Genomic DNA, 15,423 nt, shown 5'->3' on the forward strand with positions numbered 1-15,423 from the left:
AAAAAAGAGCCCTCAAATTGTAAATTTGATGCGATATGCAACGATGAGATAAGCGGATATAATGAAATAACAACAACAGATGACGTCAAACTGTTGAAAACTATATTTAATATTGGAAGGAATTAAGATAAATGAAGATTAAAAAAGTGATGCGTTTAATAATCTCAACTACGGCGATTTTAGGCATGCTCACCGGGTGTTCTTCTAATCCGGAAGAAGGAATAAAGGAAGGTGCGTCAGCAACATCAGAAACAAAATCTGCTTCGGCTGAAAGCACGAAGGAAGGCGCGGCGCCATTAACGGGTGTTACGATCGAATTTTTATACAATTTAAATGGTGAAACTACAAGTGATGCTATCTTAAAAGCATGTGAAGATTTTACATATGAAACAGGAATTGAAGTCGAGGCTATTATGCCGGGGTCAAATTTCAGTGATACTATGAAAACAAGAATGGCAGCAAATCAGCTTCCTGATATTTGGACAACACATGGATGGGCAGTTGCAAGATATAGTGAATATCTGGAACCGTTGAATGACCAGGAATTTGCAGCAAGCATAAACCCGGAGATAAAAGATTTGGTCACAGGAGAAGACGGTAATATTTACGCAGCTCCATTGGATATGGATTTGGTCGGAATCACATATAATGGAGACTTGTTGACGGAGGCCGGAGTTAATGTTGATGAGCTGAAAACCTGGGAGGACTTTGATGCGGCCTGTAAAAAGGTAAGCGATTTGGGAAAGACACCAATTCATATAGGCGGAAAAGATAATTTTACAATCGGTAATATTTTTAATGACATTGCACCGACATTATATACAAATGATAATGAAGCAAACCAGAAAGCACTTTTGGATGGAAGCTTTGACTGGAGTCAGTGGGATAAGGCGGCTGGAATGTTAGACGCATGGAATCAAAAAGGATATATTAACCCTGACTGTCTGACTGCAGACTATATGACCAGCATTAAGGCAATGGCCAAAGGAGATGTAGCATTTTCCTTTTATGGAGCCAGTGGAATTGCCGAGGTGTACGCTATTAATGCAAACGCAAATATTGGATTTATGCCCTTACCGGCAAAAGATAATGATTCAAAACAGACATTATTAGTCGGAGAGCATTTTGCTGCAGGTGTCTGGAAGGATTCTGAACATAAAAAAGAAGCAATGCAGTTGCTTAATTATCTAATGAGAGAAGATGTATGTACGGAATTAGCAAGCGTTTGTGCGATGCCGTCAGGCGTTTCCTATGTCACCAGCGATACTGGAAAGCTGGCTGAATATTACGCAAAGTATTCAGAGGAAGGAATCCAAACAGTGCCTTATTTTGATCGGGCATATTTACCCAGTGGCATGTGGAATGACCTATGTACAACTGGTGCATTAATTCTATCGGGAGATAGTGAAGGAGTACAAAAGGCGACAGAACAAATGGAATCAAGCTATAAGGAAAAGATGGCACAGGCTAATTAACCATAAACAGGGTGTTCTTAAATGGACACCCTGTTTTAGAGAAAGGGTGTATACATGAAAAAGAAAAATTTTTATATCAACTTATTTTATATACCTGCCATAATTTTATTTATTGTATTTGTGGCGTATCCACTTATCTATGGTGTAAGAATTTCGTTTACAAATTGGAATGGCTATTCGCAAAAAATGAATTATGTAGGTCTGAAAAATTATTTGCGTATTTTTACAGATGAAAACGTACTTATTGCATTGAGAAATACCCTTATCTACGGTATTTGCAGTACACTGATTCAAAATGTTTTAGGTCTGGCATATGCGATATTTTTAAATAGCAAATTCAAAGGCAGATCAATTGTCAGGACGATTATCTATCTGCCGGTAATGATAGCGCCTCTGATTATGGGTTATATTATGTATTTCTTTGTACAATATGATGGCGGTGCAATTAATGATATATTACATGCTCTTCACAAAGCCCCTGTTGATTTGATGAGTAATGGAACTGTAGCTGTATGTATTATGACTATCATAAACAGCATTCAGTTTGTAGGGACCGCAATGATTATTTACCTTGCCGGATTGCAGAATATATCGGTCATGTATTATGAAGCGGCTGAAATTGATGGAGCCAGTAAGTGGCAGCAGTTTAAAAACATTACACTGCCGTTAATCGTTCCGGCACTTGCATCATCAACAGTAATCAATCTGATTGGTGGATTAAAGTTATTTGATATTATAATGGCATTAACCAGCGGGGGGCCCGGTTATTCAAGTCATTCATTATCAACCTTGATTACAAATCAATATTTTAGCGCGCAGAATGCCGGCTATGCATCCACAATAGGACTTTTTACCTTTGCTTTAATAATGATTATAAGTAACTTAGTTTCATCTTATTTTGATAAAAAGGAGGTATATATGTAATGGTAAAGAGCAGCAAAAAAAATAATATTCCCAAATATATTTTATCTATATTTATTATCACATTGCATTTTATGCCTATATATATATTACTTACGGTTTCATTTAAATCGCCAAAGGATCTGTCTTCGAGATGGGTTTTTCCCGGATACTTATATCTAAAGAATTTCCAAACAGCGCTTGGCAGAAGTAATTTCGGACAGGCATTAATTAATACAGCAATCATAGCTGTTATTGCTGTGGTAGGAATTGCATTTCTTGGAGCAATTACAGCATATCCGTTAGCAAGGAATAAATCCAGATTCAATAAATTCATTAAAGGATTTATTATGGGAGTTATGATGGTTCCGCCATTAAGTATTCTGGTTCCCTTATATTCGATGCTGGCAAAGATGAATGGGATATCGACTTATTGGGGAATTATAATCGTGTTGATTACATTCCAGCTTCCTACAAGTATATATTTATATAGTAATTTTATTTCGGCAATTCCAGTTGGGTTAGAAGAAGCAGCATCGATCGATGGATGTGGTCCGTTTAAAACATTCTTATACATTATTATGCCTCAATTAAAACCGGTTACCGCTTCAGTTGCAATTATCACGGGAATCAATTGTTGGAACAACTATCAATTTGCGCTCTACCTGCTTCAATCGCCTAAAATGCGAACGGTTACATTAGCCATATCCGGTTTCTTTTCACAGGATTCAAGCAATGTTAACGGTGCAGCGGCTGCTGCATTGCTGGGGATATCACCCGTAATAGTTTTGTTTTTACTTTTACAGAAATATTTTATTCAAGGTACAATTGATAGTGCATTAAAATAAGCAATGGAGGATCTGCATGAAAATAGAATTTATCGAAAACAATATTCATATTCATATTTCGGAAACGGAAGACGGAACCGTTGTTTTGGAACAGTTAAGTCCAATGGAGGAAACAAAAGACATCCCGCTATGTGAAAAAAACTGGTATCCTCTTGTAGAAATAAAATTAAGTAATTGTAATCAGATAAATCATCGAGGAAGTAAACACGTTGGTTCCTGTCCGGGAGATAAATTAAAATATGATTCACATAAGATTTATAGAAATAATTATGGTAAAAAAATAGAAGTCATTCAAAGATATAAAGATATGTATGTTGAGAGCCATATGCAGTTTTTTGACGGAGTATCGGTGGTCAGAGCATGGACTGTTATCAAGAACAACTCCGGAACAGCATTACCTTTAGAATTTGTTTCATCATTTGCATTGACTGGAATAAAATCAGGTGAAAAAACAAAGAGAGACAAAAATGCATATGTGTATTTGCCACACAACACATGGTATGGTGAAGCGCAGTGGAAAAAATACACTTTAAATGAGCTGGGATACGATGCTGTCGGCGTTTTTTCAATGAAGAAAATTGAAGCCTCAGCCTCCGGAACCTGGCCCTCACATGAATATCTTCCGATGGGATGCTTTGAAGATTCAGATGCAAATGTATCGTATTTATGGCAGATTGAGACTTCTTGTTCCTGGCACTGGGAAATAAGTGATTGTATGAATGAATTGTATCTTCAGCTTTATGGCCCGGTCTATGACAAAAATAACTTCTTTAAAAACATACAATCAGGAGAAAGCTTTATAAGTGAACCAGCTGCTGTAGCGATAGTATCCGGTGGATTTGAACAGGGAATAAAAGAACTAACAAAATATAGAAGAATTATTCGAAGAAAAAATAATGATAATATAGAAATGCCGGTTATATTTAATGATTATATGAACTGTCTGTTTGGGGATCCTACTTCAGAGAAGTTATTTCCACTCATTGATAAGGCCGCAGAATGCGGATGTGAATATTTTTGTATCGATGCCGGCTGGTATGACAAAGGACCCTGGTGGGATGGAATTGGTGAATGGATTCCGTCGAAAGAACGCTTTCCTAATGGAATCGAAGAACCACTTAACTACATAAAGCAAAAAGGAATGATACCTGGTTTATGGCTTGAAATAGAAAGTGTCGGAGTTAATTGCCCAATTGTAAAAAAAGTCCCGAAAGACTGGTTTTTCCAAAGAAACGGTATAGTTGTCACAGAAAGAAGCAGATACCAGCTGGATTTTAGAAATCCAGAGGTACGTGCGTATGCGTCCGGAATAATTAAGAGATTGGTTGAATCTTATGGAATCGGCTATATAAAAATGGATTATAATGTAAATTTTGGCGTAGGAACTACAATAGATGCGGATAGTCCCGGAGATGGATTGCTGGAGCATACCAGATGCTACTTAAAATGGCTCGAGGAAGTCTTTGAAAGATATCCACAATTGGTAATAGAAAACTGTGGAAGTGGTGGAATGCGTATGTCTTACTCCTTACTACAGCGGCATAGTATTCAATCCGTGACGGACCAGACAGACTACATTCGAATGGCGGCTATTGCCGCAAATGCAGCGTCTGCACTAACACCAGAGCAGGCGGCAATATGGTCCTATCCATTGAAAGATGGGGATTGTGAGGAAACGGTATTTAATATGGTCAATGCTATGCTGTTAAGGATTCACCAAAGTGGACATATAGCTGAGCTATCTGAAAACAGATTCGATTTAATAACAGAAGGTATTGCTTGTTATAAGAAGATTCGTAAAGATATTGCTGCAGGATTTCCAATATTTCCTTTAGGTTTGGCAGACATGTCAAAAGATTTTCTGTGTTTCGGAATCGATACGGAACATGCAGTTTATCTTGCTGTATGGAGGATACAGGGAGAAGAAGATACAGTTGCAATAGAAATAGAAGAGGGTAGAAAAGCGGAACTGATTTATCCATTAAATCTTCATAGTGAATATACGTTCCAGAATACCAAGAAAACCTTGACTGTAAAACTTGAGCCCAAAACGGCACGTTTATTTAAAGTGTTAAAATAATAGTTCAGCAAAGAAATCACAAAGACTACCTATAAAATAGGAGACTTTGTGATTTCTTTATGTATTTAATAGTTTATTGCGGCCTCATAATCCGCTTTGGTTCTTTCCTCCATCTCGTTAAGCCGCTGCTTAATTTGATTATTTTCGTCTCTTAGGTTTTGCGTTTCTGTTTGCAGCGATGCAATTTCTTTATTTGCTTCATCTAATTTCCCCTGGGTCTGCGTAAGAAGCGTTGTTTTTTCAGTCAATTGCCGTTGTAGATCATCTGCCTTGCCTGTAGCAGCACTTAATTGTCCCTGAATCGCTGATAATTCATTTTTTTTACTATCTAACTCTGACTTGACCTGGCTGATTTCACTATCTTTACGGGCAAGTTCCTCTTGCTTTTGAGCCAGTTCACGCTGCTTCTGTGCTTCCATCTGCTCGACAGTACTATTTAGTTCTTGCTGTTTGTTATCCAGTTCTTGCTGCTTTGCATTCACTTCAGCTTGTTTCGCTTCAAGTTGGCTTCTCAAACTTTCCACATTTGAATTTGCAGAATTGTAGGAATTTTTCAGATCGATGATTTGTGTATTCAACTCATTTATCTGTAGGTTTAAAGACTCCTTATCTTTAACTAATGACGCCTTATCGGTTGCTAAAGTACGGGAAGTATCCTTTTCTCCTTTTAACCTTGCAGACAAATCTGACACACGGGCTTCTGTGTTGGAAATGATCTGATTTACATTAATGCCATTCACTGCAGCAAATACGCTGCCACTAACAAAAACAACCGATAACAAGAGGGTGGCAAGCAAACCACTGAAAAACCGCTTCTTAGAATTAAAAAAATTTTTCATAAATCTCCTTTTCTGTTAAATAATAGTAATAATAATAGTTACTGGTATTAATATAGCAGAAGGTTAATTTATTGTCAAGGAAAATTAAAAAATAATAACAGTTTGGATGAGGGATGGATGGTATACAGCAAGCTTGAGTAGATGTTAAAATGAGGGAAAAACTGGATAAAAATGATACAATAATATATGAAAAAGAGCCTCCTGCACTTTTAGCAGAAAGCTCTTTTTCATATATTATTTTTGGGGAGTAAATGCTGCTGTTGTTTGACGTACAACTACAGTAGGCTTTAGAATGATTCGTTCTGGCTGGGAATTTCCGTTTTCTAACTGTTTCAGGAGCAGATGAGCAGCTTTTCCCCCCATTTCAATTGTGTGCTGGCAGACAGTAGTTAACTGTATACCTTGTAAATTAGAAAAAGGTATATCATCAAAACTGATAACAGATAAATCTTCTGGAATTCTAAGCCCACCATTTCGGCATCCGTCAATGAAACCATAGGAGGTCATATCATTTACCGAGATAATAGCAGACGGTTTCTCATGAAGAGCAAGAAAGGAATCGGCAATCTGGTATCCTGCTTCGAGTTGAAGGTTGCTATGCCAGATAAAATCCTCCCGGTAAGGGATGGAGTAGTTTTGCAGTGCCTGCAAAAATCCATCAAAACGTTGGACCGCAGCAGATGAAGTGCGGTGTCCGCCGATAAAGCCAATGGATTTATGACCGAGATTGATTAAATGCAGGGCAGCCTCATAACCGGCCTGGAAGTTATCTGTCAGCACGGAGTCACCAGTATAGTCCGGGAGAATCCGGTTTACCAAAACCTTCGGGATTGGTAATGTACTGATTGTTTTGGATAATTGATCACTTTGTGCTGTAATGAGTATCAGACCGGCAAAATGAAAATTATCTGCTCCTTGTATGAACTCCAGTTCACGCGCCGCATCGTAATCGCTGTTGAAAATCATAACGGTATAATTATGCTTTACCAGAATTTTCTGTATCGTGTACGACAATTCTGCGTAGAAAGGATTACGAATATCACCCAGAACCAGGGCTATAAAATTCGATTTCCGTTTTGGGCTTTTGCTGGCAGGGACAGAAGGCTGATATCCGATTTCATTTGCATACTGTATAATCCTGGCTCTGAGTTTGTCACTAACTCCGGCCGCACCGGAAAGTGCGCGGGAAACAGAGGCACGCGATATATTTAATGCATTGGAGATATCAGTTATATTATATTCTTTTCTTTTCATAAGTCACTAAACCCCTACGGTAATTGTATAAGAAAATTATACCATCCTTTGCAGAAAATGTAAAATATGCAAATTAATAATCAATATAGTTTAGCATTTAGTGAAATACATGGAAATTCCCTGACCACCACCTATACACATGGAAATCATTGCATCATTTTTATCGCTCCGCATGAGCTCATATAAAACTTTTACAGTCAGGACACAGCCTGTAGCTCCGATTGGGTGCCCGATGGAGATGCCGCCTCCGTAGATATTTACTTTATCGGGATCTAGCTTAAGGTCTCTGCTTACTGCAAAGGCCTGACTTGCAAATGCTTCGTTAATTTCAAACATATCAATATCCGGTAAAGAAAGATTGAGCCTGGAGGCCAGTTTTTCACTGGAAAACTTAGGAGCATATCCCATCAATTCCGCATCAAATCCTTCAATTGCAAATCCTTCGATTTTAAGTTTTGGAGTGATTTCAAGTTCTTCTGCCTTTTTACGGGACATCACAACAACAGCAGCTGCACCATCATTCAAACTGGAAGAGTTTCCTGCTGTGACAGTACCGGTTCCGTCGGTAACGAAACAAGGGCGTAATTTTGCAAGCTTTTCCAGAGTAAGTCCTTTACGTGGGCCTTCATCTGTATCAAAGACGGTAATATTTCCTTTGCGATCCTTAAGCTCAACGGGAAGAATCTCATCTTTGAATTTTCCAGTTTCTATAGCGCTGCATGCCCGGCGGTGTGACTCCAGGGCGAAAGAATCCTGTTCTTCACGACTGACATGGTATTTCCTGGCAACATTTTCTGCTGTAATGCCGTTGTGGTTTCCATCCAACGGCCATGTCAGAATATCGATAACACCATCTTCCAAGGTCTTGTGTCCCATACGTGCACCCCAACGAGCATCTTTTACATAATAGGGAAGCCTTGAAATACTTTCTGTTCCTGCAGCGACAACAACATCTGCCTGACCGGTTTGTATTTCCATGACGGCGTCTGCGATGGATTGCAGGCCGGAGCCACACTGCCTGTTCACGGAATAAGCTGTACATTCTTTGGGCATTCCTGATTTTAAACTGATAGCACGTGCAATAAAACCGTCTTCTGCAATTTCGCCAACTTCACCAACAATCACTTCGTCTACATTTTCAGGTTTCAGGCCTGCACGTTTTACTGACTCGGCAACTACTGATGCACCCATATCAATTGCAGACATATTTTTCAAGCTTCCACCATAAGAGCCGACTGGAAGACGGACTCCGCTTACGATTACAACATCTTTTAACTGATTCATTTTTGATTTTTCCTTTCTGATATCTATTAGATTATACAATCATTCCGCCGCCAACATTGATGACTTCGGAGGTGATATAAGCTGCTTCATCAGACGCAAGAAAAGCCACCAAATTTCCGACATCTTCTGGCTTTCCAGCATATCCCATTGGGATTCTTTGCATCATACTATCCCAGGCTGCGCCGCCATTTACTTCTTTTAGTTTTACTGTCATATCTGTTTCTATAAAGCCCGGACAGATTGCATTGCAAGTAATTCCTTTTCTGGCATTTTCACGTGCTGCTGTTTTTGTAAGACCTATAACGCCTGCTTTTGCTGCGGCATAGTTTGCCTGACCGATATTTCCGAGCCAACTTCCGGAAGAAATATTGATAATTCTGCCACCACCTCTCGTGCGCATGTGTTTCAGAGCTTCCTGCGTTCCGTAGAATGTTCCGGTAAGATCGATGGCGATTACAAGGTCCCAGTTTTCAACAGGCATCTTATGTAGCATGCCGTCACGGTTTATGCCCGCGTTATTGACCATGATGTCTAACTGGCCATATGTGTCTACCGCATACTGTACAAGGGCTTTTACTTCCTCTTGTTTTGATACATTTACAGTGAAACCACTCGCCGTACCTCCATTTGCCTCAATTTCGGCTACTGTTTCTTCAAATGGAGCCATATCGGCGATAATTACTTTGGCTCCTTCCTTTGCCAGCTTCCTTGCGATACCCTTTCCAAGTCCACGGCTTGAACCAGTTACAATTGCTACTTTGTCTTTTAACTTCATAATAAAACCTCCTATATTATAAAAAATTATTGTTTCCGGTGAAGTATGTCTTTCAATCCAAAAGGAGTATCAGAACAAAAGATACGTTCATTCATAGTCTTGAGATTTGGACTTATAATTGGAGAAAATTCCATCAGATCCAATATTTGCGTCTGCAAGTCAATTCCAGGAGCAATTTCTGTCAGCATAAGTCCACTATGTGTGAGCTCAAAAACAGCACGTTCGGTTACATAATGCATTTTCTGCTGCTTTTCTCTGGCAATTAATCCATTGTAGGAAACCTGCTGAAGCTGGTTTACAAATTTTGTCAGAGAACCCTCCTGATCGATGTATAACTTGCCGCCCGCAAAGGAGCACTTCAGCCCTTTGCCTGTGAAAGAAGAACAGAAGACTACATGCCTTGCATTGGTCGTGATATCAATAAATCCTCCGGCTCCGGTAGGCAGCGGACCAAGCTTAGTCGCGTTTACATTCCCTTCAAAATCTATTTCTCCGGCACCCATAAAAGTAATATCCACTCCGGCACCATTATAATAATCAAATTGATCGTCATGGCGAACCAATGCAAAATTGTTTTTGGCTATTCCAAAATCCACACCACCCATTGGTATACCACCGTAAATACCACATTCAACAGTAATGGTGACATCTTCGCTGATTCTTTCCTCTGTAATGATTGGACCCACTACATCATTAGGAATGCCGGTGCCGACATTTAAAATATCATCCATATGAAGTTCCATTAGCGCACGGCGGCCAATAGCTTTACGAAGTGTAAGTGGCAGAGCATCGGAAGCATCAGCTGGAACCTTGATGTCGCCACAGTAAGCAGGATTGAAAGCAAAACTGTGTGTTTGGCGATGGTCTTCTTCTGGATTCGTACACATAACAACAGCATCAATAAATACACCTGGAACGATAACTTTTTTACAATGGAGTTGTCCGGCCTGTACTTTGTATTTTGCCTGTGCAATTACTTTGCCGCCAAATTTTTTGCAGGCAAGGACAGCAGAAAGGACTTCCAGCTGCATGGCCTCTTCATCTGTGGTGAGGTTACCGAGCTCATCTACATAAGTGCCACGAATAATGCAATAATCAAGCGGAATGGGCCTATAGCGCATGTACTCTTCACCATCTATGGTGACGATATCAGAGATGTCAGGAGCTGATTGAGTAATCTCATTCATTTTTCCGCCACCTCTGCGAGGGTCTACAAATGTACCAAGACCTACTTTTGTGATCTTTCCGGGTTCCCCACCTGCCATGCTTCGGTAAAGCTGGGAAAACTGCCCCTGCGGAATGCAATAGGCAAGAATTTTGTTGCTGGAAATTAAATCCATCATCTTAGGCTGCAAGCCCCAGTGACCGCCTATAATACAATGCAGCATTTTTTCATGGGAAAAATGTTGTATTCCCCGTTCCCGATCGCTTTGCCCACAGGAATGAACGAGAGTAAGGGTGTTAGGACTCCCCGTTTCCAAAAAACGGTTTTCAACTGCTTTCAGAATAGTTTCGGACGCGGATACCAGCGTCATACCAATGGTGGCGATGGTTGCGTTGTCTTGAATCATGGCAGCGGCTTCATCAGCAGATAGAAATTTGGGTTTTTTCATAATAACCTCCTTTAATGAATGTTGGCAGACAGAAGCTGCCGAATGTACACTTTGTCTGTTTTTAAATTTTCAGTAAGCGGCAAAGAATCCGAAATTATTATTTTTACAGGAATTTGATATTTTGCAAGTTTCTCTTTTAATAAGGCGCATATGGAATCCTGATTCAAGGTAGAGGAAGGATCCAGTGTAACCATGGCGGCAGGTATTTCACCGTAGAGGTCATTTTTAATTCCAACAACAGCGGCTTCTGTAATGCCGGGAATGGAATAGAGAGCATTCTCTACATCGAAGCTGCATATTTTTTCCCCTCCGCGATTAATCATATCTTTTTTTCGATCGACGATAAACAGATATCCGGCATCGTTAAAGTAACCGAGATCACCAGTGTCTAACCATCCATCTGAAAGGGCGGACGTCTTAAAATTATAATATTTAGAGAGCACGACATCCCCCTTTATCAGGATGGATCCGATGCTGCCGGGTGGCAGTAGGTTCCCGGCAGCATTACAAATCTTAAAGCTGGTTCCCGGAATAGGATGTCCCGAGGAACCTATATAAGGACTTATGGCCGCATCATCCGGAAAGATACAGGCTGGGGATGATGTTTCTGTCAATCCATACACCGTATGGAACTTCATAGCAGGCAGCCAGTCATGAAGAGCATGAATTTTGCTGGCGGGCATATTGCTGCTTCCACAAGCGAGTGCTCTTAGAGAAGGAAGAGAAGGAAAATCTGCCTTGTGCTGCAGAAGCAGAGAAAAGACAGTTGGAGAGGCATGGAGAAAAGTAATCTGAAAATGGCTGATATCTAATAAAATTCGATTCGCGTCAAAAAATTTATGAAGATGAATACAGCTCCCGGTATGAATAAACAGACCAAGTAGTGCAATCAATCCGGTTACATGATAAATGGGAATCGGAATAATCGTACTGTCGTGTTCTGTAATTCCAAGAATTTTCTGATAAGCATGAATCGCCGACATAATATTATGATTGGTCAGAAGTGCTCCTTTGCTTTTGGATGTTGTGCCGGAAGTGAACATAATAATAGCAGGATCATTTCCAGAAGGAACCGCTGCTATAGGATAAGTTCGCTGTTCGTACTCAGGCAAAGTATAGGCTCTTATGTAACTATTTGTTTTTATAATAAAGAAGGTAGTCATTTCAAAGTCCTGATGGAACCATTCATAGAAATCCTTGTCACAGATAATACCGTTTAAATCTGATTTCGCAATTAATGAAAAGATTTCTTCTTTCTTATATTTGGTAGGAAATGGAATGGCAACAGCCCGCAATTTGCTGATTGCGAAAAATGCAACACAAAACTCTATACTGTTATATAGAAGCAATGCAACATGAGAGCCAAATTTTACATGATAATGTTCAGATAATAACGCAGCAAAATTATCTGTCATTTCTAAAAATTTCTTGTAAGAGTATACGGACCCAAAATCATCAATAATACAGGTACCTTCGGGATGTTTTTCTGTGCTCATGGCAAGAGAATCATACAAACTGTCAGAAACAGACTTCTTTAGATATGAAGAAGGCCAAAAGAAATCACCATTTACAACCCATGATTTATCATCTGATTTATAATTCATAGTAATCTCACTCCTATGTAAAACGTAATATGAAACAAAATAAATTTATGTATAGTAATATAATATGATTGAATAGCGTAACTGTCAATGAATTACGTAACAAAAATCAATGATTAAAATTGTTACAAAGACAAATATGCGTCAAATTATATAAAAATAATTCGAAAAATATCAAGAAATAATAAGATATGTTGAATAAACTGAAATTAAGAGTTATAATGATTACGTAAATAGGTAACGTAATATAACATAATATAATATGTAAAAAACGATGGGGGATGAAATTTTGCTTATTCCTAAGAAACAGATGCAGAAAATTGCAGAAGAAGTGGGAGGTACGATTCATAAAGATGTCAATATCATGGATGAGACCGGCTGTATTATTGCAAGCACAGACGCAAATCGTATTGGCATGTATCATATGGGGGCGGTTAAACTGCTGAATAATCAGCTTCCCGAGGTGGTTATTGAAAAAGAATATGAAGGCACAAGAAGTGGAATCAATCTTCCACTTACAATTGAAGGAAAAGTAATTGGTGTAGTTGGAATTACCGGGCCAGTGGATGAAGTTCGTATGCTTGGGGCAGTGATTCAGAAGATGACGGAGATTTTGATTCTTGACTGGTATAGAAGTAATCAGAAGAAGGCACTGGAAGATCTTAAACAAAGTTTTGCGGTAGAACTATTATTTGGCAATGATGAAAAACGTCTGGAATTTGGCTGGGAATTATTGGGGCTTGATATGAAGCTGACCAGAGAGGTTGCTGTGATAGATGTTGAAATTGCCGAGAAAAACGCACAGAATAAAGAAGAAGTTTTTGAAAATATTTTGAATAAAATCAAGAAACGGGTGGAGAAAAACAGACAACAGATACTTATTTCTATGGGAATGAAAGCAATTTTGTTTTATCAGGCAGAGAGTGCCAAAAGCGTGAACAGTGAGGTAAATGAAATGAAATGCTATGTGGAATCATTATATCCATGCCATTTATATTGTGGTATTGGCAGCCCCGGAATCAGTAAGTATGATATTCAGAAATCATATAAAGAGGCAGATAATGCCTGCAATTATGCCAAAACATCGAATGGAGAAGATATTAAAGTTTATAGCAGCCAGGATGTTGGGATGTTATTGAAAGATATTCGGCCTCAAAAAAGAAAAGAGTATACCGATGAGTTGTTTAAGCACTGCAATGAAGAACAGAAAAAAGAAATACTTGAATGTTTGAGATCTTATGTTCGTAATAATGGTTCTATTACAAAGATAGCGGATGAAATGTATATTCATAAAAATACACTCCAATATCGGTTGAATAAAATTAAATCGGTGACAGGCTATGATCCACGAGTACTGCGGGATGCAATTTCACTAATTCTTGGAATGTATCTCGATGAGATTAGGGATTAGGACTCTTTGTTATAGATAACGATATTTTACAAATCATCTTTGTTTTTCAGAACCTTGTAAAATAAAATCATGTTTCATATAATTGCCACATGAGATGTGCAGAATGCATAAAAAAATATTAAATATTAGAAAATCAATGTGCAATGTACAAGCATGAAAATACACACAAAGAATGGAGGAGAACAATTTGAACATATTGATTGCAACAGATTCCTACAAAGGAAGCCTGGACAGCGAGGAAGTTGCAAAATACATCAGGAAAGGTGCTGGTAAAGTTTTTCCGGATGCTAAATTTCAAATATTAGCTATTGCCGATGGAGGAGAGGGAACGGTTGACTCAATTCTTAGAAAGCAGAATGGACGATACGAGACAGTACAGGTACTAAAACCAAATGGAGGGAATGTACAGGCCAGATATGGGATTTTAAAAAACAAAACTGCTGTGTTGGAAATGGCGGCGGCTTCTGGACTGCCACTGGTGGCTCTGCAAGACAAGGATGTTATGAAAGCTACCACATATGGAACTGGTCAGCTGATGAAAGCAGCTTTGGATCAAGGATGCAGAAATCTTTACATTGGAATTGGAGGGTCAGCAACAAATGATGCCGGAGTAGGGATGGCACAGGCGCTTGGAGCATCCTTTCGAGATAGGGATGGAAAAGAAATTGGGTTTGGAGGAGGAGAACTGGAGAGAATTGCAGAGGTTGATCTTTCGGGGATGGATGAAAGACTAAAGACAACTAAGATAACCGTTATGTGTGATGTAACGAATCCCCTGTATGGACCTGAGGGGGCTGCTGGGATCTATGGCAGACAGAAGGGAGCAACCGATCAGCAAATCCTGCAATTAGATGTTGGAATGAAACATCTGGCTGATTTGATGAGCGAACAGACGAAAGAGGATAATCGTTGGGAAAAAGGGGCCGGAGCGGCAGGGGGCCTTGGATGGGGCCTTGTAGTATTTACCGGAGCAAAGCTGCTAAGCGGAATAGAGGCGATCCTTGAATTGGTAGGATTTGAAGAAAAGTGCCAGTGGGCGGATTTGGTTATCACGGGGGAAGGAAAGATCGATATGCAGTCAGTGTGTGGTAAGGTCATTCATGGAATTTCGGTTATAACTACAAAATATCAGAAGCCATTAATTGCTGTTGCCGGAAGTATCGATGATGATTCTTCACAGATATATGCGGCTGGGGTGGAAACGATGGAGGCCTGTGTAATGAGACCAATGACGATTGAAAATGCATTGGAAAAAACGAAGCAGTATTTACCCGATGCCGCAGAGCGGATTATGCGTGCGGTCCGGGTGGGAATACAAATGAAAGAAAAGGAGGCAATGTAAT

General features: G+C 39.4%; 12 protein-coding genes. 6 read left to right on the top strand and 6 right to left on the bottom strand.

The window, feature by feature from the left end; all coding sequences use genetic code 11:
* Positions 1 to 131: 131 nt before the first annotated feature.
* From KNL20_RS03880 to KNL20_RS03895, 4 genes are read left to right on the top strand one after another with little or no spacing between them, the layout of a single operon-like run.
* Positions 132 to 1,475 carry an ABC transporter substrate-binding protein gene (locus KNL20_RS03880; protein ID WP_230399319.1) on the top strand — a complete coding sequence of 448 codons (1,344 nt, stop codon included), beginning with the start codon at positions 132 to 134 and terminating at the stop codon, positions 1,473 to 1,475.
* 54 nt (positions 1,476 to 1,529) lie between these two features.
* Positions 1,530 to 2,399, top strand: a complete 870-nt coding sequence (locus KNL20_RS03885) for a carbohydrate ABC transporter permease (RefSeq protein WP_230399320.1) — start codon at positions 1,530 to 1,532, stop codon at positions 2,397 to 2,399.
* Complete coding sequence (locus tag KNL20_RS03890) at positions 2,399 to 3,223, top strand: carbohydrate ABC transporter permease (RefSeq protein ID WP_230399321.1); 825 nt, start codon at positions 2,399 to 2,401, stop codon at positions 3,221 to 3,223. The genes KNL20_RS03885 and KNL20_RS03890 overlap by 1 nt, the downstream gene beginning before the upstream one ends.
* 16 nt (positions 3,224 to 3,239) lie before the next feature.
* Entirely contained in the window at positions 3,240 to 5,303 is a 2,064-nt protein-coding gene (locus KNL20_RS03895) for a glycoside hydrolase family 36 protein (RefSeq protein WP_230399322.1), read from the top strand.
* Positions 5,304 to 5,368: 65 nt separating this feature from the next.
* Here KNL20_RS03895 and KNL20_RS03900 read toward each other — a convergent pair whose 3' ends face one another.
* The 6 genes from KNL20_RS03900 to KNL20_RS03925 all read right to left on the bottom strand — a co-directional run bounded on the left by KNL20_RS03900 (position 5,369) and on the right by KNL20_RS03925 (position 12,672).
* A complete protein-coding gene (locus KNL20_RS03900) occupies positions 5,369 to 6,142 on the bottom strand; it encodes a hypothetical protein (protein WP_230399323.1) in 774 nt (257 codons plus the stop codon).
* A 234-nt stretch (positions 6,143 to 6,376) separates the two neighbouring features.
* Positions 6,377 to 7,396 (bottom strand): LacI family DNA-binding transcriptional regulator, encoded by a 1,020-nt coding sequence (locus tag KNL20_RS03905; RefSeq protein WP_230399324.1) that lies wholly within the window; start codon positions 7,394 to 7,396, stop codon positions 6,377 to 6,379.
* 90 nt (positions 7,397 to 7,486) lie between these two features.
* Positions 7,487 to 8,680 (bottom strand): thiolase family protein, encoded by a 1,194-nt coding sequence (locus KNL20_RS03910; RefSeq protein ID WP_230399325.1) that lies wholly within the window; start codon positions 8,678 to 8,680, stop codon positions 7,487 to 7,489.
* A 31-nt stretch (positions 8,681 to 8,711) separates the two neighbouring features.
* Positions 8,712 to 9,455, bottom strand: a complete 744-nt coding sequence (gene fabG / locus KNL20_RS03915) for a 3-oxoacyl-ACP reductase FabG (RefSeq protein ID WP_230399326.1) — start codon at positions 9,453 to 9,455, stop codon at positions 8,712 to 8,714.
* Between the two features lie 26 nt (positions 9,456 to 9,481).
* Entirely contained in the window at positions 9,482 to 11,068 is a 1,587-nt protein-coding gene (locus KNL20_RS03920) for an acyl CoA:acetate/3-ketoacid CoA transferase (RefSeq protein WP_230399327.1), read from the bottom strand.
* An 11-nt stretch (positions 11,069 to 11,079) separates the two neighbouring features.
* The gene (locus KNL20_RS03925; RefSeq protein WP_230399328.1) at positions 11,080 to 12,672 is read right to left on the bottom strand and encodes a class I adenylate-forming enzyme family protein; all 1,593 of its coding nucleotides are present in this window, start codon (positions 12,670 to 12,672) and stop codon (positions 11,080 to 11,082) included.
* Between the two features lie 286 nt (positions 12,673 to 12,958).
* Between KNL20_RS03925 and KNL20_RS03930 the strand changes: the two genes are divergently transcribed.
* Together KNL20_RS03930 and KNL20_RS03935 are read left to right on the top strand one after the other, a co-directional pair.
* The gene (locus KNL20_RS03930) at positions 12,959 to 14,080 is read left to right on the top strand and encodes a CdaR family transcriptional regulator (protein WP_230399329.1); all 1,122 of its coding nucleotides are present in this window, start codon (positions 12,959 to 12,961) and stop codon (positions 14,078 to 14,080) included.
* Positions 14,081 to 14,267: 187 nt separating this feature from the next.
* Positions 14,268 to 15,422 (top strand): glycerate kinase, encoded by a 1,155-nt coding sequence (locus tag KNL20_RS03935; RefSeq protein WP_230399330.1) that lies wholly within the window; start codon positions 14,268 to 14,270, stop codon positions 15,420 to 15,422.
* Position 15,423: the final 1 nt, after the last annotated feature.

This window comes from Novisyntrophococcus fermenticellae (assembly GCF_018866245.1).
Classification (GTDB): Bacteria; Bacillota; Clostridia; order Lachnospirales; family Lachnospiraceae; genus Novisyntrophococcus; species Novisyntrophococcus fermenticellae.